General features: G+C 46.4%; 19 protein-coding genes. 5 read left to right on the top strand and 14 right to left on the bottom strand.

Annotation, left to right across the window (positions count from 1 at the left end):
- Positions 1-28: 28 nt before the first annotated feature.
- Together icd and citZ are read right to left on the bottom strand one after the other, a co-directional pair.
- Positions 29-1,327, bottom strand: coding sequence for an NADP-dependent isocitrate dehydrogenase (gene icd / locus HQN88_RS12055; RefSeq protein WP_056624036.1), 1,299 nt, complete (start codon positions 1,325-1,327; stop codon positions 29-31).
- A 156-nt stretch (positions 1,328-1,483) separates the two neighbouring features.
- Positions 1,484-2,596, bottom strand: coding sequence for a citrate synthase (gene citZ / locus HQN88_RS12050; RefSeq protein ID WP_056624039.1), 1,113 nt, complete (start codon positions 2,594-2,596; stop codon positions 1,484-1,486).
- A gap of 299 nt (positions 2,597-2,895) precedes the next feature.
- On the opposite strand from citZ, the gene HQN88_RS12045 reads away from it, so the two are divergent.
- The gene (locus HQN88_RS12045) at positions 2,896-4,437 is read left to right on the top strand and encodes a Ppx/GppA phosphatase family protein (protein ID WP_173111480.1); all 1,542 of its coding nucleotides are present in this window, start codon (positions 2,896-2,898) and stop codon (positions 4,435-4,437) included.
- Here the strand turns inward: HQN88_RS12045 and HQN88_RS12040 are convergent.
- Positions 4,403-6,544 carry an RNA degradosome polyphosphate kinase gene (locus tag HQN88_RS12040; RefSeq protein WP_173111477.1) on the bottom strand — a complete coding sequence of 714 codons (2,142 nt, stop codon included), beginning with the start codon at positions 6,542-6,544 and terminating at the stop codon, positions 4,403-4,405. The two genes, HQN88_RS12045 and HQN88_RS12040, sit on opposite strands and share 35 nt — an antisense overlap.
- A 186-nt stretch (positions 6,545-6,730) precedes the next feature.
- On the opposite strand from HQN88_RS12040, the gene ytvI reads away from it, so the two are divergent.
- Positions 6,731-7,867, top strand: coding sequence for a sporulation integral membrane protein YtvI (gene ytvI, locus HQN88_RS12035; protein WP_173111474.1), 1,137 nt, complete (start codon positions 6,731-6,733; stop codon positions 7,865-7,867).
- Positions 7,868-7,899: 32 nt separating this feature from the next.
- On the opposite strand, the gene HQN88_RS12030 is transcribed toward ytvI, so the two are convergent.
- The 8 genes from HQN88_RS12030 to HQN88_RS11995 form a co-directional block, all read right to left on the bottom strand.
- Positions 7,900-8,295, bottom strand: coding sequence for an FxsA family protein (locus HQN88_RS12030; RefSeq protein WP_173111471.1), 396 nt, complete (start codon positions 8,293-8,295; stop codon positions 7,900-7,902).
- A 4-nt stretch (positions 8,296-8,299) separates the two neighbouring features.
- On the bottom strand, positions 8,300-8,743 hold the full coding sequence (locus HQN88_RS12025) for an acyl-CoA thioesterase (RefSeq protein WP_173111468.1): 444 nt from the start codon (positions 8,741-8,743) through the stop codon (positions 8,300-8,302).
- Positions 8,744-8,876: 133 nt separating this feature from the next.
- A complete protein-coding gene (gene pyk, locus HQN88_RS12020) occupies positions 8,877-10,631 on the bottom strand; it encodes a pyruvate kinase (protein WP_173111466.1) in 1,755 nt (584 codons plus the stop codon).
- The gene (locus HQN88_RS12015) at positions 10,624-11,604 is read right to left on the bottom strand and encodes an acetyl-CoA carboxylase carboxyltransferase subunit alpha (protein WP_173111463.1); all 981 of its coding nucleotides are present in this window, start codon (positions 11,602-11,604) and stop codon (positions 10,624-10,626) included. The genes pyk and HQN88_RS12015 overlap by 8 nt, the downstream gene beginning before the upstream one ends.
- On the bottom strand, positions 11,594-12,460 hold the full coding sequence (gene accD, locus HQN88_RS12010) for an acetyl-CoA carboxylase, carboxyltransferase subunit beta (RefSeq protein WP_173111460.1): 867 nt from the start codon (positions 12,458-12,460) through the stop codon (positions 11,594-11,596). Before accD ends, HQN88_RS12015 begins: the two co-directional genes overlap by 11 nt.
- 66 nt (positions 12,461-12,526) lie before the next feature.
- Positions 12,527-12,715: a hypothetical protein gene (locus HQN88_RS12005; RefSeq protein WP_028554922.1), complete on the bottom strand. Its 189-nt coding sequence runs from the start codon at positions 12,713-12,715 to the stop codon at positions 12,527-12,529.
- Between the two features lie 170 nt (positions 12,716-12,885).
- Positions 12,886-13,386 (bottom strand): phosphatidylglycerophosphatase A family protein, encoded by a 501-nt coding sequence (locus HQN88_RS12000; protein ID WP_173111457.1) that lies wholly within the window; start codon positions 13,384-13,386, stop codon positions 12,886-12,888.
- Between the two features lie 401 nt (positions 13,387-13,787).
- A complete protein-coding gene (locus HQN88_RS11995; RefSeq protein ID WP_173111454.1) occupies positions 13,788-17,390 on the bottom strand; it encodes a DNA polymerase III subunit alpha in 3,603 nt (1,200 codons plus the stop codon).
- Between the two features lie 122 nt (positions 17,391-17,512).
- Between HQN88_RS11995 and HQN88_RS11990 the strand changes: the two genes are divergently transcribed.
- From HQN88_RS11990 to HQN88_RS11980, 3 genes are all read left to right on the top strand, one after another.
- On the top strand, positions 17,513-17,845 hold the full coding sequence (locus HQN88_RS11990) for a YtrH family sporulation protein (protein WP_056624073.1): 333 nt from the start codon (positions 17,513-17,515) through the stop codon (positions 17,843-17,845).
- 86 nt (positions 17,846-17,931) lie between these two features.
- Complete coding sequence (locus tag HQN88_RS11985; RefSeq protein WP_173111451.1) at positions 17,932-18,333, top strand: sporulation membrane protein YtrI; 402 nt, start codon at positions 17,932-17,934, stop codon at positions 18,331-18,333.
- An 85-nt stretch (positions 18,334-18,418) separates the two neighbouring features.
- Entirely contained in the window at positions 18,419-18,712 is a 294-nt protein-coding gene (locus tag HQN88_RS11980) for a YtpI family protein (protein ID WP_173111448.1), read from the top strand.
- On the opposite strand, the gene HQN88_RS11975 is transcribed toward HQN88_RS11980, so the two are convergent.
- From HQN88_RS11975 to nfsA, 3 genes are all read right to left on the bottom strand, one after another.
- A complete protein-coding gene (locus HQN88_RS11975) occupies positions 18,709-20,037 on the bottom strand; it encodes a DRTGG domain-containing protein (RefSeq protein WP_173111445.1) in 1,329 nt (442 codons plus the stop codon). The two genes, HQN88_RS11980 and HQN88_RS11975, sit on opposite strands and share 4 nt — an antisense overlap.
- Positions 20,038-20,213: 176 nt before the next feature.
- Complete coding sequence (locus HQN88_RS11970; RefSeq protein WP_274318810.1) at positions 20,214-20,501, bottom strand: hypothetical protein; 288 nt, start codon at positions 20,499-20,501, stop codon at positions 20,214-20,216.
- Between the two features lie 100 nt (positions 20,502-20,601).
- Positions 20,602-21,330 (bottom strand): oxygen-insensitive NADPH nitroreductase, encoded by a 729-nt coding sequence (gene nfsA, locus HQN88_RS11965; protein ID WP_173111439.1) that lies wholly within the window; start codon positions 21,328-21,330, stop codon positions 20,602-20,604.
- Positions 21,331-22,153 lie beyond the last annotated feature (823 nt).

Raw genomic sequence — 22,153 nt, 5'->3', positions numbered from 1 at the left:
TAACTCAACGATAGGTACGAATTACGAATTAAGCCATGTTTTTGATGATTTCGTTTGCGAACTCGGAGCACTTAATTTCTTTCGCGCCTTCCATCAAACGTGCGAAGTCATAAGTAACTGTTTTGTTATTGATGGATGTTTCCAAGCCTTTGTAGATCAGCTCAGCTGCTTCCAACCAACCAAGGTGCTCAAGCAACATAACGCCGGAAAGGATTACGGAACCTGGGTTAACAACATCAAGACCAGCGTACTTAGGAGCTGTACCGTGAGTTGCTTCGAAGATTGCATGACCAGTCAAGTAGTTGATGTTAGCTCCTGGAGCGATACCGATACCACCAACTTGTGCAGCTAGTGCATCAGACAGGTAGTCACCGTTCAAGTTCAATGTAGCGATTACGTCGAAATCAGTAGGACGAGTCAATACTTGTTGAAGCGCGATGTCAGCGATCGCATCTTTTACGATGATTTTGCCAGCAGCTTCAGCGTCTTTTTGTGCTTTGTTTGCAGCTTCTGCGCCTTCTGCTTCTTTGATACGGTCATATTGTGCCCATGTAAATGTTTTATCAGCATATTCACGCTCTGCCAACTCATAACCCCAGTTTTTGAACGCGCCTTCTGTGAACTTCATGATGTTACCTTTGTGAACCAATGTTAACGTTTTGCGGCCATGTTTGATTGCGTACTCGATAGCTGCGCGAACCAAACGCTCTGTACCTTCGGAGGATACTGGTTTAACACCGATACCTGAAGTTTCTGGGAAACGGATTTTGTTAACGCCCATTTCGTTTTGCAAGAAGGAGATTACTTTCTTAACTGCTTCAGAACCAGCTTCCCACTCGATACCTGCGTAGATATCTTCTGTGTTTTCACGGAAAATAACCATGTCAACCAGCTCAGGACGTTTAACTGGGGATGGAACGCCATCGAAGTAACGAACTGGACGGGAACATACGTAAAGATCAAGCTCTTGACGAAGTGCCACGTTCAGGGAACGGATACCGCCACCGATTGGTGTAGTTAGAGGTCCTTTGATGGACACGATATATTCTTTCATAGCTGTTAACGTATCGTTAGGCAACCAGCTGTTGAATTTGTTGAATGCTTTCTCACCAGCGTATACTTCGTACCAAGCGATTTTCTTTTCGCCTTTGTATGCTTTCTCAACAGCAGCATCTAGAACGCGTACGGAAGCTGCCCAGATGTCAGGACCTGTACCGTCACCCTCGATGAAAGGGATAATTGGGTTGTTAGGGACTTGAAGTACACCGTTTTCGATCGTGATTTTTTGTCCTTCTGTTGGTAGCTCGTAGTTTTCGAATTGTGGCATGATTAATAGTTCCTCCTCAAATTTGTATGAAAATGATTTCTTTTCTATATGCTGTGCATAGCTAGGCACACAAAAAGTGACGGGAGTTACAGTACTCCCCCAATTAACTGGGGCTCAGTACCAAACGCCCGCACCTTGAGCTTAATGAACTAACAATTAGCGTTGGCCAATTGGGATATATTTTTGGTTAACTGGACCTGTGTACTCTGCGCGAGGGCGGATCAAGCGGTTGTTTTCGTACTGCTCAAGAATATGAGCTGCCCAACCGGATGTACGGGAGATCGCGAAGATCGGCGTAAACAAGTCACGCGGGATTTCTAGCGTCGTGTATACGGATGCCGAGTAGAAGTCAACGTTTGGTTTCAAACCTTTAAGACCTGTTACCAACTCGTCTGCTTTAATGGACATTTCGTACCATTTCAGGTTACCTGTCAATTTGCCAAGCTCATAAGACATTTTTTGCAAGTGCTTTGCACGAGGATCGCCGTTTTTGTATACGCGGTGACCGAAGCCCATGATTTTGTCCTTGCGCTCTAATTTACCGTTAATGTAAGGAACAACGTTCTCAACAGTACCGATCTCTTCTAGCATTACCATTACCGCTTCGTTAGCACCACCGTGAAGAGGTCCTTTGAGTGTGCCGATTGCGGAAGTAATACCCGAGTAGATATCTGTCAGCGTTGCAACAGTTACACGCGCAGCAAATGTCGATGCATTCAACTCGTGGTCAGCATGCAGTACTAATGCTTTGTCCAACGCTTCGATTGCAACTTTATCTGGCTCGTTACCCGTCAATTGGAACAAGAAGTTAGCAGCTACAGAAGAATATCCTGGGGAAGCTACTGGCTCTTTGCCTTCACGAATGCGTGCGAATGCCGCGATAATAGCAGGAATTTGTGCTTGCAATTTGATAGCTTTACGCACATTGGATTCCGAACTTGAATCATTTGCTTCGGCATCGTACAGGGCAAGTGCAGAAACTGCTGTACGAAGCGCAGCCATGGAATTCACATCTTTCGGGAATGCACGAATAAGATCAATTACCGCGTCTGGTACTTTGCTGTATGCGTTCAGGTCGCTTTGCAATTTCTCAAGTTCAGCTTGAGTAGGCAATTTACCGAACCAAAGTAAGTAAATAACTTCTTCAAAAGTCGCATTTTCTGCGAGGTCATCAATATCAATCCCGCGATACGTAAGCACACCATCTACAATGGAGCTGATCGACGAGGTTGTGGCTACAATTCCTTCTAAACCTTTGGTTGCAGACATGGGAATCTCTCCTTAGCTACTCTATTAGCATAATATTGCTGTTTTCTACTCTTAATAATAAAGTATTTTACTTGGTAAGTGAACAAAAGAGGTCATAGAAGTAAATTATCACTACCATAGAAATTCTTTTTGGCGGAATTTTCACACCATTTTTCGTACACTATTTCCAAACGCACGATACAAGTTTTTGTTAATTTCCTCGAATTATGCAGTGTGCGCGGAAAAATTTGTAGACCTTGTGCGAGATTGATACAATGTAAGGAATGAATCCGTGAATTAAGTTAAAAAGGAGCGACACAATGAGCAACCTTGCAACTAGGATTGGCATCATCGATATCGGATCCAACTCCATCCGACTTGTCATTTATGAAATAAATGCCCATGGAGCTTATCGGGTCGTAAGTGAACATAAAGATTCCGCAAGACTTAGCGAACGAATGGGTCCTGATGGCATCTTACATAACAAAGATATTATTTCAATCGTTCCTATCTTAACCCACTATGCCAGGTTATGCCAGTCTCAATTTGTTACGACCGTTCGAGCCGTTGCTACTGCCGCAGTTCGAAACGCTGTCAACACGTCAGAAATCGTACGTATTCTAGAGGAACAAACAGGGCTCACGATCGAGGTTCTTAGCGGCTATGAGGAGGCTCGTTACGGTTATTTAGGGGTCATTAACTCCATGGATATCCGCAATGGCATGATTATTGACATTGGTGGCGGAAGCACGGAAGTCTCTTTAGTAAGGGATCGGGAGTTAGTCCAAAGTGTTTCTTTTCCTTTCGGAGCGGTGAATACCACTCGTCAATTTATGAAGGGCACTAATTTAACAGATCAAGAGATGGCTGATATACGCAAAATGGTACATGAGGCCATCGCTTCTCAGCCATGGATTATGCAATCCCCCAATCTTCCTATGGTTGGACTAGGTGGGACCATCCGTACACTTGGCAAAATGAGCCGAAAGCGAAATAATTACCCGCTCCAACTGGCTCACAATTACGTCATGAAGCCCGGTGAGCTTCAAGAATTTTCGATACTTTTATCCACATTAACTATTGAAAAAAGGAAAAAAATCGATGGCCTCGCCAAAGAACGAGTCGATATTATTGTGCCTGGCCTGCTTATTCTAGAGACGATCTTCGAAGCCGCGAAATCCTCATCTTGTTTCATCAGTGGATCTGGCTTACGCGACGGACTTTTCTTTGCAACTTATAATCCGAAGCAACCGGTGAAAGCAAACGTTTTGGAAGCCAGCATTCAGAATATACTGACACTCCACCCAAATGCAGCTGTCGCACATGTTCGGCATGTTGATAACTTAGCCATGCAACTTTACGATTCGCTAGCGCCATCGACAGATTTAGAAGCACGCGGCAGACTGTTGCTGCACACAGCTGCTCTTTTGTACCGAATTGGTGTGAGCGTCCATTATTACCAGTACTTGAAGCACACCGAATATATGATTCAAGAAGCACATATTGACGGCCTCAGTCATCGGGAGATTGTCATCGCTTCTCTTATCGCCACATTTAAAACAAAAAATCGGACCCAGCAGCAGGCACTTGTTTACAAGGACCTATTACTGGAATCCGATGTTACTTTAATCATCAAGCTAGGTGCCATCCTTAAGCTGGCCATGGCCATGGATGCCAGCGAAACACAGCCCATTCAAACGGACATCCGTATCCAGCTCAATGATTCGTCAATGAATCTTAATCTGCTTTGTGCGCACAACCCTTTTTTGGAACTCAAGGAGCTGAACACATTCACCAAAGATTTCGATAAAATCTGGGGCATTAAACTTAAGATTCAAACCGAAGTTTTTTCCATGAAGTAATCCGCATCGCCTCGAACTGGCTCCGATAAGGGGTCAGTTCATTTTTTATGCGCGTATACATCCCATTGGGCATGAGCTCTCTCGCTTTGACATTATCATGAAGTGTCACGTTTAGAATTTGAATCATCATTTTCTTCATATCTCGGTCCAAAACCGGGCACATCAACTCAATTCGCCGAGTTAAATTACGCGTCATCCAATCTGCCGAAGACAGATAGACATCGACATGTCCCCCATTTTCGAAATAATAAATCCGCGAATGTTCCAGGAATCGGTCTACAATACTCCGAACGGTAATATTCTCACTTAGACCAGGCACACCTGGCCTCAAGCAACAGACACCTCGAATGATGAGTTCGATCTTCACGCCAGCTTGTGACGCCGCGTATAACGCATCCACCATTTCTTGATTCGATAGCGAGTTCATTTTGGCAATAATCCGAGCTGGACGACCAGCTCTGGCATGCTCCGATTCACGTGCGATGAGCTCAAACAATTTATCTTTCAAGTCCGTTGGAGCGACAGCGAAGGATTGCCAATCATGAGGGGCAGAATAGCCCGTAATTTCGTTGAAAAGCGCAGAAGCATCTTCTCCAATCACACTGTTGGACGTGAACAAGCCTACATCCGTATAGAGCCGCGCCGTACTGTCATTGTAGTTACCTGTTCCGACATGAACATAACGACGAAGCGTATGCTCTTCCTGTCGAACGACAAGTGTGATTTTGGCATGCGTTTTGAGTCCGACTAGCCCGTAAACAACGTGGCAACCCGATTTCTCCAGCATTCTAGCCCAAGCAATATTTCGTTCTTCATCGAATCTTGCTTTCAGTTCGACAACTACCGTCACCTGTTTACCGGATTCAGCCGCTCTAGCCAATGCCTGAATAATCGGCGATTTACCACTCGCCCTGTACAAGGTCATCTTGATGGCTAATACGTGCGGATCATAAGCGGCATGGACGATAAAGTCTGTCACAGCATCAAAGGTCTCGTACGGATGGTGAACGAGGACATCTTTCATTTTGAGAATGCTGAAAAAGTCAGTTTCATCCTCAAACTCAATCGGGTATTTGGCCACCACGCGCGGGTAACGCAGATTTTCAAAGCCATTCAACGAACTTGCGAGCTTCATAAAATAAGTAATATCTAAAGGACCGTCGATTTCAAAAATTTGCTCTTCAATCTCAAACTCATCCTGCAATTGGGCAAGCGCGTAGGGATGAATTCCCTCTTGTACCTCTAACCTCACAGGAGAGCCCCAGCGTCTGCGTCTAAGCTCCTTTTCGATCTCTTCCAGCAAATCCTCCGCGCCTTCTTCGTTAAGCGTTAGATCCGCATTTCGCGTGACACGGAAGCCATGCACAGAAATCGGAGTATACCCGCTGAATAGCGACTGAATGTGATGCTCAATTAGTTCCTCCAGCAGAATAAATTCTGTCTTTTTACTATTGGAACGGGTTGGAACAGGTATGCAGCGAGCTAAGTTACTAGGAATTTGTACGATTGCGAAATAAGGCTCCTCATCCAAGTCTTCTCCCTCACGCACTAGTAGAACGGCCAAGTATAAAGACTGATTATGTACAAGTGGAAAAGGACGGCTCTGATCGACTGCCATCGGCGTCAATACAGGGAATATAATGTCATGATAGTAGGCATCCATAGCTTTTTTCTGAGACGTGTTTAGATCCTCATACTCGGTAAATACAATGCCTTCCTTCATCAAAAGCCGCGTCACTTCTCGATATGTTTTATACTGCTCTGTCACCATTTTCGCCGTGCGCTTCATAATGCGTTTGATGAGTCCTGCCGGTGTGTAGCCGGTGAAATCTTTTTTGGTATAGCCAGCCTTAATCTGATCCTTGAGTCCTGCGACACGAACACTCATGAATTCATCGAGGTTGCTCGATACGATCGACAGAAATTTCACACGCTCTAGCAGTGGTGTACTCGCATCCTGCGCTTCCTCAAGCACACGCCAATTGAACTCGATCCAGCTCAAATCACGATTTAAGTACTTGGTTGAAATCTCTTTGACTTCTTTGACTTCTTTGAGTTCCTTGAGTTCTTTAACATCTTTCAGTTCTGGTTCGCGCGCAATACTCATAAATCCTCCAGTATTTTTCCATTTTTAGTGATCTAATATCTTCATTGTACTATGCGTATTAGGGAGGCGACAATCCAATTCCCCGCATTTCAATATATTAAGATTTTGTAAAGATCATGATATTTCCGTATTTATCCATGTTCATGTTACAATATAATTGACTTGAAACAAGGAGTGTTTCCTACCATGGGTATCCTAAATCCGCGACTGGTTCACCAAATTTTCAGAGGCATATGGGTGGCCATAATTCTCTTTGTAGTAGCCATTGCCTTTTACTATATCATTCCACTCATTTACCCTTTTATTTTTGGCTGGATTATCGCGCTTATGCTTAATCCGTTAGTTAATTTCTTTCAATTCAAATTAAAGCTGCCGAGGTGGCTCTCCGTTTCGTTATCCATGCTCCTATTCTTAGGTGCGATGGTGACGATCATCACCTTGCTTGTCGCCAATATTGTCGTGGAACTTGGCTCCCTCGCGGATACGATTCAACTTCAAATCAACCGGTGGGTCGAAGAATTTAATGTATTCATTAATTCAGTCACTTTCCAGCAATGGATTGAACGCGTGAATGAGTTTTTTGAGAATAATCCAAAATATCAGGAGACTGTTAACACCAATCTCTCCTCGACTGCCGGTTCTATTGCCGACGTTAGTAAATTGGTCATCACCTATACGTTTGCCGCACTCAAAGCTTTCCTGACATCACTACCTAATATCGCGACGATCACGATTATCGTCATGTTAGCCACTTTTTTCATCAGTAAAGACTGGTACGGTCTCATCAAACGCTATAAGGGCATCTTCTCTGACGTGATTGTTAAAACGACTAAATTGATCCGAACGGATCTACAGAAAGCCTTGTTCGGTTATATGAGGGCTCAGTTGATTCTCGTTTCACTTACTGCACTTGTCGTGATTATCGGCTTGCTAATTCTCCGAGTTGATTATGCAATTACCATCGGCTTATTAACAGGTTTAGCTGACCTGATGCCCTATCTGGGAACAGGCGCAGTGATGGTGCCATGGATCCTCTACGTTTTCTTCGCTCAAGGTAATATCATGCTTGGTATTGGTCTCAGTGTCCTGTATGGCGTTATCGTGATCGCGCGGCAAATTATGGAGCCTAAGGTATTAGCCTCCTCAGTAGGCCTAGATCCACTTGCTACATTGATTGCCATGTTCGTAGGGTTAAAACTATTCGGGCTACTGGGACTCATCGTTGGACCTGTATCCCTTATTCTAATTACCGCCTTCTATCGGGCACGAATTTTCCATGATATCGCAGCATACATACACAAAGGCTCGGCACCTCCTGAATAGGAGGATGACCGAGCCTTTCGTCTACTTTTTGCTTATCTGCGATTGATAATGTGCATGTTGCCTTTGCCGATTTGTTTGCGAATAATGGCCAGCAATAGCACCTTGAAAATCGGTCTTGTGTACGGAAAGACGAGTAGGAAACCTAGAATATCCGTAATGAATCCAGGTGTAATGAGCAAAACTCCTCCTAGGAAAATACATATTCCATCGAGGATTTGCTGCGCTGGCAGCTGCCCCTGCGACCACTCGAACTTCGCATACTCCATCACCTTGCGTCCCTCGCGTTTCGCAAAATAAGCACCTAAGAAACCACTCGCTATGATTAACAGGAAGGTCATCCAACCTCCGACCAGATGTCCAAGCATAATCAACATCGTTATTTCTACGGCAGGTACAAGAATAAGAATAGCAATAATCCATCGAAACATAAGTTTAGCCTCCGTCATCAGTATACTTCGCAATAAGCTGCCACAATTCTGGAGCTTCCTTCTCTATACGTACTGGCCTCCAAGAAGGATTCACCCAAACATGACCAGATGTGCCAGTTACCAGTAATTCTTCGGTGGAATTGTCGTTTATTCTACGAATTTCATACGTGAATTGTAGCCTTACGCTGCTTGTTTGTGACACTCGTGTGTAAATTCCCACGAGATCATCGTATCTCGCTGGCTTTTTGAACTTGAGATCCGCTTCTGTAACGGGGAGCAAGAGGCCCATTTCCTCAATTTTACGATAGGGATAACCTAAGGATCGTATAAGCTCTGTACGGCCGATTTCGAACCAAGTCAAATAATTGGCATGGTACACAACCCCCATTTGGTCCGTCTCTTGATATCGCACACGCAGCTGTTGTTGATGCCACCGTTCCTGAGTCATGCTGTTCCTCCTGATAACCATTTGTACCTTCATTATATCATAGGTCGTGCACAGCTTTAAATTTGGCGCTGCAGACGCAAAAAAAGAGTGAAGCAAGGTCGTACTCTCGCTTCACTCTTCGTTATTAATTCACTTACAGAACGCTCGCTTGACCTGAGTAGATAACGCCTACTTCTGGGTAAATGGAAACTTCTGTACCGTCTTTAATAAGTTCTACTGCATTTTCCACACCTACGATGACTGGAATCCCAAGGCTAAGTGCAACGACTGCCGCGTGAGACGTGATGCCGCCCACTTCGGTAATCAAGGCAGCTGCTCTTTGAACAGCCGGCATGTACTCTTTGTCTGTTGAAACTGTAACAAGCACAGCTCCATCTACCATCTTCGCTAGAGCTTCTTCAGGTGTACGTGCCGTTACAACAGTACCTGTAGCAGTTTGCATCCCGATGCCTGTTCCTTTGGCAATCATCTCTCCAACGTGATGAACCTTGATTAGGTTCGTTGTTCCAGAGCGCCCAACTGGCACACCTGCTGTGATGACAACGATATCGCCAAGGGAAACGATACCTGTTTTGATGGAGCTGTCTACCGCTAGGTTAAATAGCTCATCCGTTGTTTTCGCTTGTGTACCCAACACTGGAATAACACCCCAAACGAGGGATAAACGACGAATCACTTGCTCACTTGGCGTAACCGCGATAATTGGAGATTTCGGACGGTATTTGGATACCATACGCGCTGTGTAACCACTTTCTGTTGCCGTCAGAATCGCTTTTGCACCAAGCTCTAGCGCGGAGTTCGCTACTGCTTGTGAGATCGCTTCTGTGACCGTTACTTGTTGCGCTTGTGCTTGACGAAGGAAAATTTCTTTATATTCCAAAGCCGCTTCTGCACGCTCAGCAATACGAGCCATCGTTTCAACGGATTCAACTGGGTATTTCCCAGCTGCTGTCTCACCGGACAACATCACTGCATCCGTTCCATCGAATACCGCATTCGCTACGTCACTTGCTTCAGCACGTGTAGGACGCGGGTTACGTTGCATGGAATCGAGCATCATTGTAGCCGTAATAACGGGTTTACCAACGATGTTACACTTTTTGATCATTTGCTTTTGAACAACTGGTACGTCTTCAGCTGGAATCTCAACACCAAGATCTCCACGAGCAACCATCAAACCGTCGGAAACTTCAAGAATTTCGTCAAGGTTGTCAACGCCTTCTTGGTTTTCGATTTTGGAGATGATTTGGATATGCGAAGCGTTGTGACGCTCCAGCAACTCACGAATTTCCATGACATCACTTGCTTTACGCACGAAAGAAGCTGCGATGAAATCTACACCTTGTTCGATACCGAACACGATATCATTCGCATCTTTTTCTGTGATACCTGGAAGGCTGATTTTCACGCCTGGTACGTTAACACCTTTTTTACTTTTAATCGTTCCGCCATTGACGATACGGCACTCGATCTCTGTTCCACGAATATCAACAACTGTAAGACCAATCAAGCCATCATCGATCAGAATTGTGGACCCCACTTTAACGTCACGCGGCAGATCTGAATACGTAACGGAGATACGGTCTGTGTCCCCTAGAATTTCTTCTGTTGTCAAAATAATATGCTTGTCCTGCACAAGCTCAATTGGCTCTTCTTTTAGCTTACCTGTACGGATTTCCGGTCCTTTGGTATCTAGCAAGATAGCAGCTATTTTACCAGTCTCGGCGGATGCAGCGCGAAGGTTGCGGATACGTGCACCGTGCTCTTCAAAATCTCCATGGGAGAAATTAAGACGAGCTACGTTCATGCCCGCTTCTAGAAGCTTTTTAAGATTTTCTTGTGATTCGCTTGCTGGTCCAATCGTACAGACAATTTTCGTTTTACGCATGGTTACTGTTACCCTCCTGAGTGAATGTGAACCGACCGATATCTCTAAATTTCCGGTAACGGTCCTCGAGCAGCTCCTGTTCGTTCAAACTTAGCAGTTGCTGAAGCTGTTCCCAGATCGCTGATTTAATATGTTCGGCTTGTGTTGCTAAATCCCGGTGAGCGCCGCCCTTGGGCTCCGGTATGATCCCATCGATGACACCGAGTTCAAGGATGTGATCAGCCGTAATTTTCATAGCTTCTGCCGCGTGTAATGCTTTAGAAGCATCTTTATAAAGAATCGAAGCCGCGCCTTCGGGACTAATAACCGAATAGATCGCGTTCTCCAACATTAACACCTTATTGCCTAAACCTAATGCAAGAGCGCCGCCACTGCCGCCCTCTCCGATAACGATACAGATGATCGGGACACGAAAAGAGGCCATTTCCAGTAGATTTCTGGCAATCGCTTCTCCTTGACCGCGTTCTTCCGCAGCATTCCCTGGGAATGCCCCTTTGGTATCAATAAATGTTACAATGGGACGCTTAAATTTATTAGCTTGACGCATCAAACGAAGCGCTTTGCGGAACCCTTCTGGGTGTGGACATCCGAAATTACGCGCGATATTATCTTTCGTATCTTTCCCTTTTTGGTGACCAACAACCGTCACGGGTACCCCGTTCAGCTTCGCCAGTCCACCAACGATGGCTAGATCATCACCATATAAACGGTCACCATGAAACTCAATGAAATCCGTAAAAATCGTATGAATATAATCGATCGTCGTCGGTCTTTGCGGATGACGTGCTAATTGCATTTTCTCCGCAGACGTCATCGTTGTATACAATTCATCCTCTAATTGCGCATATCTTTCTTCCAAACGGCGAATCTCCTCTGAAAAGTCGATTTGCTTCTCTGCCCCAAATTTACGCAGTTCGGCAATTTTGCTTTTTAGTTCCGCCAGTGGCTGTTCAAACGGCATTTCACCCGCCATAAGTCGCCTCCTCCTTCGTACCGTGCATGTCGAGCAGCTTAATTAAGGTCGGTCTCATATCCTTACGGCAGACGACCTTGTCGAGCTGACCATGCTCGAGATTGAATTCAGATGTTTGGAAATTATCTGGAAGCTTTTGCTTAATCGTTTGCTCGATAACACGACGGCCCGTAAAACCAAACGAAGCAGCCGGCTCTGCAATAATAATATCGCCAAGCATTGCAAAGCTCGCCGAAACCCCGCCGAATGTCGGATCTGTAATAATAGATATGAATAATCCGCCATCTTCGCTGAGCTTGGACAATGCTGCACTTGTTTTGGCCATTTGCATAAGGCTAAGAATACTTTCTTGCATACGTGCGCCACCAGATGTGGAATAAATGAGAATCGGAAGCTTTTTCTCAATCGCAATTTCGACGGCTCTCGTCATTTTCTCACCGACAACGGAACCTAGCGAGCCTCCCATAAAATCGAAGCTCATCGCAGCAACGATAACCGGATATCCGCCAATTGTTCCTTGACCCGTCATAATGGCGTCCTGAAGTTTCGTTGTGTTCTTGGCTTTGTCCAATTTCTCGACATAATCAGGAAACTGCAATGGATCTTCGGAGATCATATCCGCATCAAATTCTACAAATTGACCTTCATCGAGCGTAAGTTGGATTCGTTCGGATGCGCTTAAACGATAATGATAACCGCAAGACGTACACACTTTTAGATTCTTCTCAAGCTCTTTGCTCGTCTGAATCGTGCCACACTTCGGACATTTATTCATTAAACCCTCAGGAATCTCCCTTTTCGTTCTCTCGGAAGGAATCGTTGCATATTTTCGCTTTTGAAATAAATCCTTTAGCACATTTCCACCTCTACTTGGCTATGATCTATATTCCCTGATAAGCCACGTTTCTTAGTTCTACTTTAACTATCTATGTAAAATAGAATTGAGCACTTCTTGTACTTCTTCTAGCTCCCCTTCGGGAACAACAATTTCAAACTGATTCTTGGATAAAGAGATGCCTCGTACCTGAACCAGAAAACCTTCTTCCGTCAGCCTCTGTTTAATCCGCTCTGCAATTTTCGCAGTAGGAGCTATATAGATCACCGTCCACATGAATAAACCTCCTATGACGTGCAACTACAACCACTAAGGCAACTAAGCAATGACGATAACAACATCCTTTATACGCATAGGAACACACAATGCAATAATGATAGCATAATTCCACTTTTGCCCGCAACAGAGCACATTCTTGAAAAAAGTAAAGCCTGAACTATTTGGGCTTAGTCCAGACGGAGTTTAGAGCTATAATCAGGCGCATGCTCATTTTGGTGAGCGATTCTGGCTGAGGCTGCGGCCGCTAATCCGCATATTAAATCATCTAAAAACACATGTACAGCGTTGCGATCATCGTTCAAAGCGCGAATAATTCCTATTTTTTCCTTATCTAAGTAGCCGAAGCTGGTTAAACCAATCATCCCATATACATGAACAATCCCTAGAGCTAACGTCTCGTCTACCCCGTAGAGCGGTTCATCTACCTCAAGAATCGATTGCAGCGGCTCTGGCAGCATTTTCTTCTCGGCTAATTCATCCAGTGCAATCCCTGTATAGAGGGTATATTGCACTTCGCGTTTGGAAAGTACTGCCATAACACTGTCTGCACATTCTTCAATCGTGAGTTGATCATTATACGGCTTCTGCAGCTTGTATACGATTTCTGAGACTTGATCCACGGACACGCCGCGTTTCTGGAGTAGCTGGATCATGTGTTGTTCGGTCATAAATCCTCCTCCTAGCAATGGGATGCCTATATGAATTAGAAAAGCCGGGTTCCTATTCATATGCAGAGGAAGTCATGTTTACCACTCGCTTGCGCACAACAATTGTGCGCTGGGGCAGTGCCACCGTCGGGCAGCGCTCGCTTGCGCACAACAATTGTGCGCTAGGGCAGTGCCACCGTCGGGCAGCGCTCGCTTGCGCACAACAATTGTGCGCTAGGGCAGTTCCACCGTCGGGCAGCGCTCGCTTGCACACAAGAATTGTGCGCTAGGCAGTGCTCACGTCGGATTGCGCTCGCTTGCGCACAACAGTTGTGCACTAGGGCAGTACCCCACCAGCTAAATGGGGGATTGCATATTTTCATATTTTTCAAAGTGGTTGAAAGGCCTCGATTGAGACTTTCTCATTTCACTCGAACAGAGTCTTTGCCCATAATCGTCTCGATCATCCGTGTAAGATCCTTGGTCGGATCGACCCGGTACTGGTCGCTCAAGGCCAAGAGCTTGTTGCTGCTTTCATAGAAAAGCGCAACCGCGAGCTGGCCCTTATGCAGCTTCAGCAGCGCCTTCAGCTGCAAGAGCTTATCCGGCTGCTCACAGTCAGCCGTGATCTTGACGAACACGCGCTGCGGCTTCGCCTCCGCAGCGACGGATTGTGGGCGGCCCGCTGCAGGGGCCGCTTGCGGTGCTGGAGCGGCGCTACGCGCGCCGCTCTGCGGGGCAGCCGGGCGCGGGGCACGATCCCTAACGTCGTCTGGGGATCGTCTTGGCGCCGCAGGCTGCCTGCGCAGTCGCTGGACGGCCTCTGGGTCGTCCAGCGCGGCTAGCTGCTCCGCGAGCAGCTTGGGCGGGTCCTCGTCCTGAAGCTGCAGCTTCGCACGGACGAGGACGAGTCTGCCCTTTTGCACGAGCGGAGCCGATTTCTTCCAGGTCTCGGGGAACAAGACCACCTCAACCTTATCAATACGATCCTCGAGCTCCATGAACGCCATCGGATCACCTTTTTTGGTGACGATCGTCTTGTTCGAGAGGATCATCCCAGCTACTAAGACATCGCTGTTATCTGGAAGCTCTGCTAACTGATGCAGCATCACGGCATCCAGCTCTGCCAGCTGTTCCGTATAGGCATCCAGAGGATGACCAGAGATGTACATGCCGAGCAGCTCTTTCTCGAGCTCAAGTTGCTTGGATTGCGGCATCGGAGGGATATTCGGCACCTCCACTTCCCAGTTCGGTTCTTCAACGAATCCGAAAAGGTGAAGTTGCAGATCGTCCCGTTCCTTGCGCCATTTCGTAGCGGAAGCGATGGTTTCGTCGAGAATTGCTAGATGTTGGGCGCGGTGACCACCAAGCGAATCGAAGGCTCCACCTTGAATAAGCGATTCAACGACTCTTTTATTAACTACGCGAAGGTCGACCCTGCGACAGAAATCAAGCAAACTCTCAAACGGAGCTTTCTTTCTCTCGCTAAGAATGGCATCTATGGCTTGTGTTCCTACATTTTTGATAGCAGCTAATCCAAAACGGATAGCTCCAGCTTTCGAATCCGGCGTAAACACCGTTCCACTGCCGTTCACATCTGGTGGCAAGACAGCTAACTTCACTCGTCTGCATTCGTCCACATACTCAGCAACCTTGCGATGATTCCCCATGACGGCGGTTAGCATCGAAGCCATGAAATAAATCGGATAATGTGCTTTAAGATACGCTGTTTGGAAAGCAAGGACGCCATAGGCTGTTGCATGCGCACGCGGAAAGCCGTAATCGGCAAAACGTACGATCATATCATATACATGGTTCGCCTCATCCGCGTTAAAGCCTTGACGTAAACTTCCCGAAACGAAATGTGTCCGTTCTTCATCGAGGACTTCCCGCTTCTTTTTGGAAACAGCCCTACGTAATAGATCCGCTTCTCCTAAGCTAAAACCTGCCATTGACGAGGCAATTTGCATGATTTGCTCTTGGTACACGATAATGCCGTAAGTATCTCGTAGAATGGGTTCGAGCGTTGGATGCGGATAAACAACGTCCACTTGTCCGTGCTTACCTGCGATATATTTGGGAATAAACTCCATCGGGCCCGGACGATACAAGGCTAAGACGGAAATAATATCTTCGAATTCAGAAGGCTTCAAGTCCTTGAGAACCTTGCGACAGCCTGTTGACTCCAATTGGAATACGCCTGTTGTTTCCCCTCTGCTGAGCATCTCATAAGTAATATCATCCGAATCCATATCAAGGAGATCGAAGTTAATCTGAACCTCTTCCATTTGAGAAAGCCAATCGACTGTTCGTTCAATAATGGAAAGCGTTCGTAGACCCAAGAAATCCATCTTGAGGAGCCCGATCGCCTCTAAATGCTCCATCGTATATTGGGTAAGCGCCGTCTGTGTTGTCCCTTCTTGCAATGGCACGTAATGCGTCAGTGGCTCTCGAGAAATGACGACACCAGCAGCGTGCGTAGAAGCATGGCGCGGCATACCCTCAACCCGCATAGCCATCTCTAGCAATTCTGCGGTCTTCGGCTGTCTAGCTACCATCCCTTTCAAATCGGAGCTAACCTGAAGTGCTTCCTTCAGTGTCATCCCAAGCTGATTCGGAATGGCTTTCGCCGCCCGATCCACATCTCCATAAGGCACATTGAGGACTCGCCCTACATCTCGAACAGCAGCCTTCGCTGCCATCGTTCCGAAGGTAATAATCTGCGCAACGTGTTCATGTCCATATTTGGCAACGACATAATCAATAACTTCATCCCTGCGTTCATCGCTAAAATCAATATCAATATCGGGCATAGATATCCGTTCGGGGTTCAAAAACCGTTCGAATAGCAGCTTGTATTGCAGCGGATCAACATTCGTAATACGCAGCACATACGCAACTAAGCTTCCTGCGGAGGATCCACGGCCTGGTCCTGTCATAATCCGCTTCTCATGAGCGAACCGAATAAAGTCCCATACGATTAAGAAATAATCGGAGAAGCCCATGTTCGCAATGACACCAAGCTCGTAAGCGAGTCGGTCCTCGGCCTGTTTTTTCATCGGATGGCTTGCATCATGCCATTCTGGCTTGCTGCTGTAACGCTGTTCCAGCCCTTGTCTGCACAGCTCTTCCAAATAAGCCCCAGCTGTTAGTTGCTCTGGGATCGGACGGAAGCTCGGTAAAATCGACTTACCGAATGTCAGTTCTAATTCACAGCGCGAAGCGACCACAGCTGTATTCGTAAGCGCTTCTGGGACATGGACGAATAAGCGTCGCATTTCCTCTTCACTTTTCAAATACATCTGACTCGTACCCATCTTTAGCCGATCGGTATCCTCTACCGTTTTGCCAGTACCTATACAAATAAGAATGTCCTGCATCACGTGATCTGGCTCTGTTACATAATGCACATCATTCGTTGCGATCAGAGGAATCCCGGTCTCTTTGCTCAATTCAAGCATGGAGACCATCACTTTTTTCTGCTCAATCATGCCGTGATCTTGAATCTCTAGAAAGAAATCGTCACCGAATATGTCGCGATAACGCTCTGCCGCTTTGCGAGCCTCGTCATATCGGTTATGCAGCAAATGCTGGGAAACTTCACTTCCTAAACAGGAACTGAGGCAAATCAACCCTTCCGAGTGTTGGGATAAATGCTCTAAATCAATTCGTGGTTTATAGTGAAAGCCCTGTAGATGTGCAATCGACGTGAGCTTCATTAAGTTTTGATAACCTTTGAAATTTTTGGCAAGCAAAATAAGGTGATAAATCGGCTGTTCCTGCCGCGATCCTTTTTCACGAATGGAACTCGAAGTGAAGTAAACCTCACAGCCAATAATTGGTTTGATGCCCCGCTGTTTGCAAGCTTTGTAGAATGCGATCACCCCGTACATGACGCCATGATCTGTCAACGCTAAAGATGTCATACCCAGATTGGCCGCTTGTGTAACAAGCTCCTCCATCCGTGCTGCACCGTCTAATAAGCTATATTCACTATGCACATGCAGATGTACAAACGAACTCATCGCTGGTTCCCCCCTTCTTTCGTGATTTATTCCTTACATTTTATCATATTGGAGCTAGCCAGTCCCATACAGTAGTAGAGAGAGTTTGTCCTCCAACTCAGTAGAAAGGAAGCGATTGGCACATGGCTGGCTTTTGGGCAAGTATTATCATGTATTTCTGTATTGCGTTTGGGGTTGTATTCGGAGGCAGTATGTTGAGCGGCATCGCAGCCGTTTTGACCTTGCAATCTCCAACAGAGAAAATGCTGACCATTTCGGAAAATATCAAGATTTGGGCGATGGTCGCTGCGGTGGGCGGAACCATTGATCCTATCCGTTATATTGAAAGTCATGTGGCCATCGGCCATCTCAATCCGGCAATCAAGCAGATTGTCTATATCGTCGTTGCATTTACAGGGGCACAATTCGGGACTGCGCTTATTCAAATGATCTGCAAAGGTGGGCATCAGCCTTGAGAATCCCTCCTTTTGCCCGATACCAAAGACTGCTTGCGAGCTTCGGATTATTGTTGTCGGGAGCGATCATTGGGAGTGCCGTGTACATGAGTATTCATCAACACACCTATAACGAGTTATATGTGCAATTGCATAAAGTTTTGGAGGAGAATGATAATCTCCAAGATGATATCGCCAGCTTGAATAAGACCAAAAATAATCAAACCTTAGTTAATGTTATCAATGTTCATCGGCTGCCCAAAAATGAAGATGATCTGATCAGTGAAGATATTCAAAAGGAAATCGAAGGCGATGTGAAAGCGGAGCTCAAGCTCGTCATCGGTCAAAAGGCAACCTTCGTGCGGGACTCTCAACCCCTCTACGAACGTCTCATCACACAAAGAACGTACTTTCTGCATGATAAAAAATATGTCGTCGAGGTCAAATCCATCGTTCTCATTCAAACGGAACTAACCCTCTGGATTACAGCACAAGAGAAAAAAACATAGCATGAAATAGACTCGTATCTTGCAATCCCCTCTTAAAATCGCTAAAGTTAATTGTAAATTCAACGAAAAGGGACGGATTGTCGTTATGTACGCCATACAATTGACGTTATTCATTCTTATTTGCCTATTCCTCGGGCTTACTTTGTTTTATAGCATTCGCTCACGTCGTGAACCAGATGCTGCTAAAAGGGGTTTGTATACTGCACGCATGAACATTTGCATGGGCTTGATGCTCGTACTCATTGCGGTTACGCAGATCTTCTTCTTCAGCGAATCCAGCTTCCGACGCATTTTCGGTACTGTGCTCGTATTAATCGGCGTGTTCAATGTTTTCGTTGGCATCCGCAATCATGGTCACTTTGATCGTCTACTTCGCTAAATTACTTGTGCGGTTAGCATCGCCTTGGAAACCAGCGCTCCTGCATGATAAATCTCTACATCGATCTTGCCAAATTTACGGCTCACCTCAATGATGGTGGGTCGTATTTCTATTTTGGAATCAATCTGAAGCGGCTTCAGAAAATAGGTCGACATGTTATCCATGACGAGATCCCCCTTCTTATGCTCCTGCACGATACGGTAAGCCGCCTGCGTCATAAGTGTCGTAAGGACCCCTTCCGAGACTGTTCCTAAATGATTCGTCATCTGCGGTGTGATTACCCCATGGAATTGCAGCTTGCCCTTCTCATCTCTGACTTCTTCCATTCCTGACCAGATCAAATCTTCAAAGGTTTCACCGTTCTGCGGCTGTTTCTGAATCGATTGCATAGCTTTCAAGATATCGCTGCGGTTGAGCACGCCGACGATTTTGCGGTTCGTATCCACAACTGGTAAAAGCTCAATGCCTTCCCACACCATCATGTGGGCGGCCGATGCGACCGATGTCTGCGGCGAAACGGTTAAAGGATTGCGCGTCATCAATTTATCAACAGATTGCTGGATGCTCGCGCCAACCATATCTTTGGACGTGACAACACCGATAATCCGATTCCACTCATCGACAACAGGAAAGCGGCTGTAGCCCGTATCCTCGGACATGCGCTGCCAATCTTTCAATGTACTGTTCGCCTTCAAGGCGAAGAGCGCTGCACCAGACGCGAGAATATCTTCCACGAGCATGATTTTCTTTTTGATCAAACGATCGTAGATGGCCCGGTTAATCATAGATGCGACAGTAAAAGTATCATAGCTGCTTGAAATAATCGGCAGTTCCAGTTCATCCGCCAGAACCTTGACCTCTGGGCTCGTGTTAAATCCACCTGTAATGAGAACGCCAGCACCTTGCTCCAGCGCACACAAATGAGCTTTATTACGGTTACCTACAATAAGTAAGCTGCCTGCCTCAATGTAGCGCATCATGGCGTCTTGCTCCATAGCGCCGATGACGAACTTATGCAGCGTCTTATGCAGCCCCTTCGCTCCGCCTAGCACCTGGCCATCCACCATGTTCACAACCTCGGCAAAAGTCAGCTTATCAATGTTCTGGCGAAGCTTCTTTTCCACACGAACGGTTCCGATCCGTTCTTTCGTTGAAACGAGTCCCTGATTCTCGGCCTCTTTAATGGCGCGGTATGCTGTGCCTTCGCTGACTTCCATATTTTTGGCAATTTTGCGTACGGAAATCCGACTTCCTAGCTTCAAGTCCTCAATATGCCGCAAAATCTGCTCATGCTTCGTTAATGTATCGACGGATTGTGTATCCAACTGTTACACCTCATTATTAGATCCTGTATTAGTCTGTACTACTAGTATAATCGTTCTACTGGGTAAGGACAATGAGGGTTTGGAAGATGGAAAAGCATCCAACCCTATTGGATTGGATGCTTCATAGTCATTATACCAAACATATGTTCGAAGTCAAAGTTTAGCTCATTCTTCGCTTACTTGCGGAATTGAAGAAGCTTGCGTCTGCCTTGTACAAGCTGTTCCATCTGCCATTTCTTCATCCGGTTGATTCGGATTTGTTGCTTGCGTTTCTCTTCGTCTACACCAAGGATTTGATGCAAATGTGAGGCAATGATGAGCAAGGCCATGACAAGCCAGATGACACTAAAAATCATCGGTAAGGAGCCCACTTCACGAAAATTTAATTGGGGAATGGAATAAAATAACATGCCGACTGCCAAACTCATGTACACCACATTTTTGAAACCTTTCAACGGAATCACACGCCTTTCATTCAAAATAACCTCGAACCTACCTCTACCTGCTTCCATTGTATGAGACAAGTCGTCGAGTTATGAATGCGTGGACGCCGTACGGCCAAGTTTATTCGACTTCGTATCCTTGGCTGCTCAGAAAGGCTTTCATATGCTTCCTTGGACGCTGTGCTTTCGCAACCATTTCCTTGGACCAAGTCGTATCGACTTTGCCGTCAGTACGCACGTTCATGTAGTCGCGGAGCGTCTCGTCGTAGGCCTCGACCGCGGCTTGGTTGAGCGTGTACCGATTCTCGTGGTACACGGCTTCAAGCGGGAGCCGCGGGCGTAGCAGCGGCTCTTGATCCGGCATGCCAATGCACATGCCGAAGATCGGGTACACGAGCTGGGGCAGGCCCAGCAGCTCGGATACTTCCGCGGGCTTATTGCGCAGCCCGCCGATGTAGCAGACGCCGAGGCCGAGAGACTCGGCGGCGATCGCTGCATTTTGCGCAGCTAATGCAGCCTCGACCGTGGCAATGATGAGATTCTCAGCATTGCCAGTGATTGGCGTGTCCACGTGTTGGTGGACCGCCTCCGCGTAGCGGTGCAGGTCTGCGCACCACACGAGGAACAGCGGGCACTCGCTGACGTAAGCTTGATTGCCAGCTAGCTCGGCTAGCTGGCTCTTGAGGTCAGCATCCGTTACATGGATGATGCTGTAAGCTTGCATATTGCTCGAAGTGGAGGCAGCTTGAGCAGCCTGAATAATCGCCTCGCGTTGCTCGACACTTACGGGCTCATTCGTAAATTTACGAATGGAACGATGACTTTTTAGTAGATTAATGATTGCATTCATGAATGGTGTCCACTCCTCTATCTATTTTCTCTTAGTATCCTTGAAAATGGCGTGATATTCAATTGCTAATCAGTTTTGGCTTTCAGAAGCTGAGGCTGGCGTTGGGGTGGTAGCAGAAACTGAGGTCGGGTGAGGAGGAGGATGCTCATGTAGACATTGGCTTGTAACTAATGGGGCTGGGGCTTGTGTTCGGGATTATTGTAGTGCGGGCATGTAGCTAGTGTTCGGGATTGTTGGGATGCAGACATGTAGCTAGTGCTCGGGATTGTTGTGGTGCTGGGCTTTAGCTAGTGTTTCGAGATTGTTGAGATGCGGGGCATATAGCTAGTGTTCGGAAGTTCGGGATTGTTGTGGTGCTGGGCTTTAGCTAGTGCTTGAGATTGTTGGGATGCGGGGCATCTAGCTAGTGCTTGGGATTGTTGTGGTGCCGGGCTTTAGCTAGTGTTCGGAATTGTTGTGGTGCTGGGCTTTAGCTAGTGTTTGGGATTGTTGTGGTGCTGGGCTTTAGCTAGTGCTTGGGATTGTTGTGGTGCTGGGCTTTAGCTAGTGTTTGAGATTCTTGGGATACGAGGATGTAGCTAATGTTGGAGATTGTTGGGATGCGGGCATGTAGCTAGTGTTCGAGATTGTTGGGATGCGGGCATGTAGCTAGTGTTCGAGATTGTTGGGATGCGAGGCTGTATCTAATATTACGGGCCTGGATTGGCGCGGGGAGGCTGAAGAAATAGATAAAATGCAGACCAAAAATGCAATAGAGCAACCTTTTCAGCGCATTCCTGCTCAAAACTAGTAAATTGTTGCAAATAAGCATCCTTTTCGCATA

Origin of the sequence: Paenibacillus qinlingensis (genome assembly GCF_013204845.1) — a bacterium.
Taxonomy (GTDB): domain Bacteria; phylum Bacillota; class Bacilli; order Paenibacillales; family NBRC-103111; genus Paenibacillus_E; species Paenibacillus_E qinlingensis.
Note: the sequence above shows the minus strand (reverse complement) of the source record. Positions and strands in the feature narration are given on the sequence as shown.

Bases quoted from the DNA above. Each gene is read 5' to 3' on its own strand.
- ytvI (WP_173111474.1), top strand. From the start codon at position 6,731: ATGGGTATCCTAAATCCGCGACTGGTTCACCAAATTTTCAGAGGCATA.
- HQN88_RS12000 (WP_173111457.1), bottom strand. From the start codon at position 13,386: ATGACCGAACAACACATGATCCAGCTACTCCAGAAACGCGGCGTGTCC.
- HQN88_RS12045 (WP_173111480.1), top strand. From the start codon at position 2,896: ATGAGCAACCTTGCAACTAGGATTGGCATCATCGATATCGGATCCAAC.
- icd (WP_056624036.1), bottom strand. From the start codon at position 1,327: ATGCCACAATTCGAAAACTACGAGCTACCAACAGAAGGACAAAAAATC.
- nfsA (WP_173111439.1), bottom strand. From the start codon at position 21,330: ATGAATGCAATCATTAATCTACTAAAAAGTCATCGTTCCATTCGTAAA.
- HQN88_RS12005 (WP_028554922.1), bottom strand. From the start codon at position 12,715: ATGTGGACGGTGATCTATATAGCTCCTACTGCGAAAATTGCAGAGCGG.
- HQN88_RS11990 (WP_056624073.1), top strand. From the start codon at position 17,513: ATGGCTGGCTTTTGGGCAAGTATTATCATGTATTTCTGTATTGCGTTT.
- HQN88_RS11980 (WP_173111448.1), top strand. From the start codon at position 18,419: ATGTACGCCATACAATTGACGTTATTCATTCTTATTTGCCTATTCCTC.
- HQN88_RS11985 (WP_173111451.1), top strand. From the start codon at position 17,932: ATGAGTATTCATCAACACACCTATAACGAGTTATATGTGCAATTGCAT.
- HQN88_RS11995 (WP_173111454.1), bottom strand. From the start codon at position 17,390: ATGAGTTCGTTTGTACATCTGCATGTGCATAGTGAATATAGCTTATTA.
- HQN88_RS12030 (WP_173111471.1), bottom strand. From the start codon at position 8,295: ATGTTTCGATGGATTATTGCTATTCTTATTCTTGTACCTGCCGTAGAA.
- HQN88_RS12025 (WP_173111468.1), bottom strand. From the start codon at position 8,743: ATGACTCAGGAACGGTGGCATCAACAACAGCTGCGTGTGCGATATCAA.
- HQN88_RS12015 (WP_173111463.1), bottom strand. From the start codon at position 11,604: ATGGCGGGTGAAATGCCGTTTGAACAGCCACTGGCGGAACTAAAAAGC.
- pyk (WP_173111466.1), bottom strand. From the start codon at position 10,631: ATGCGTAAAACGAAAATTGTCTGTACGATTGGACCAGCAAGCGAATCA.
- citZ (WP_056624039.1), bottom strand. From the start codon at position 2,596: ATGTCTGCAACCAAAGGTTTAGAAGGAATTGTAGCCACAACCTCGTCG.
- HQN88_RS12040 (WP_173111477.1), bottom strand. From the start codon at position 6,544: ATGAGTATTGCGCGCGAACCAGAACTGAAAGATGTTAAAGAACTCAAG.